The organism is Pedobacter sp. (assembly GCF_045628745.1).
In the GTDB taxonomy this organism is placed as follows: Bacteria; Bacteroidota; Bacteroidia; order Sphingobacteriales; family Sphingobacteriaceae; genus Pedobacter.
The window spans coordinates 1-1,511 of the sequence record NZ_JAZQPU010000155.1; the positions used below are offsets into that span (position 1 = coordinate 1).

At 42.8% G+C, this 1,511-nt stretch carries 1 protein-coding gene; it reads left to right on the forward strand.

Features of this window, described 5'->3' with window-relative positions; translation table 11 throughout:
- Positions 1 to 1,511 (forward strand): ATP-binding protein (locus ACR2F7_RS06340; RefSeq protein WP_432712741.1); only part of this gene is annotated, 1,511 nt, incomplete at both ends.

The following is a 1,511-nucleotide window of genomic DNA, read 5'->3' on the forward strand; positions in this document are numbered from 1 at the left end:
TCTCCGTTGTCAAAGATATTTACCTGGATTATAAGCAGAATTTTACCCTCAGTTATGTGAGTGTTAACTATACAGCACCAGAGCAAAACAGGTATTCCTATCGTTTGGAGGGGTTGGATAAAGATTGGATAGATGCCGGGAACACGAAGTCTGTTTCTTATACAAATCTAGATCCTGGTGATTATGTATTTCATGTAAGGGCCAGTAATAACGACGGGCTGTGGAATACGGCAGAAACCACCATTAAAATACATGTTGAACCTCCATTCTGGCTAACCGTCTATGCTTATATTTTTTATGCGCTGGTCATTGCAGGTACACTTCTTTATATCAGACATAATGGGATTAAGAAGCTCAATTTAAAGTTTGCCCTTGTACAGGAAAAAATGAGGGCTGAGCAATTGATTGAACAGGAACGCATGGAGGCCTTACGTTTACGGGAGTTAGACAAGTTAAAAATTAAATCCCTCACTAACCTGAGCCATGAATTCCGGACGCCACTTTCACTGATCATGGGTCCGGTGGATAGGCTCCTGGCAGAAAAGCGAGATGCTGAAATTGCTGGTCCTTTAGCTATGATCAAAAGAAATACCAGAAGGCTGCTCAACCTGGTGAACCAGATTCTGGATTTCAGAAAAATGGAAGACCATGAACTGCGGTTAAATGCTATAGAAGTAGATGTCGTTTCTTTTATTAAAGAAGTATTGGAATCTTTTAATGACCTTAGTGAACGTAAGCAAATTCAACTGGTCTTTAAAAGCCAGCTGCGGTATTTCTTTATTTCCTTTGATCAGGATAAAATAGAACGTGTATTGTTCAATTTGTTAAGCAATGCCTTTAAATTTACGCCTATTGGTGGCACAATTTCCTTAGAATTAGAGAGAAGTGACCAACTGGGTAATGGGGAGGAAGCTTCATTGGTGATCAAGGTGTCAGATACCGGAATAGGAATCTCTGCCGAAGACAAAGAGAAGATCTTTGATCGTTTTTTTCAGATTGATACGGCTGCAACCATCTTAAACCAGGGAAGTGGAATTGGTTTATCCATCGCTAAAGAATTTGTTAAAATGCATCATGGCCATATTTACGTTCAAAGTGAGCCTGGCGTTGGCACATGTTTCACCATTGAGCTCCCTTGTTCAACAACTCAGGCTGCAGATGAATTAACCATTGATTTTTCAAGTTCTATTACATCTCAAATGGAACAAGAAACGAATGTTAAAGCTGATAAAATCGAAAATGGTATACCACTACCTCAGGCACCCGTCGCTAGCCCTCCGCGCACCTCCCTTAGGCACGAACGTGGGCAGAGCTTAGATATCAGCAAGTTGACCCTGAAAGACCGCCATGAGGAACAGAAAGGCCCATCAACACCACCAAGGCCGACCGCCGTGCGCCCAAATTCGATGCTGTTGACCAGATCCGATTCCATGAGTCGCGGCAGCTTGGCCGTAGTACATGCACACTCGCCCGCGGCAAACCATTCACATATTCCCAACACGCTCAAGTCG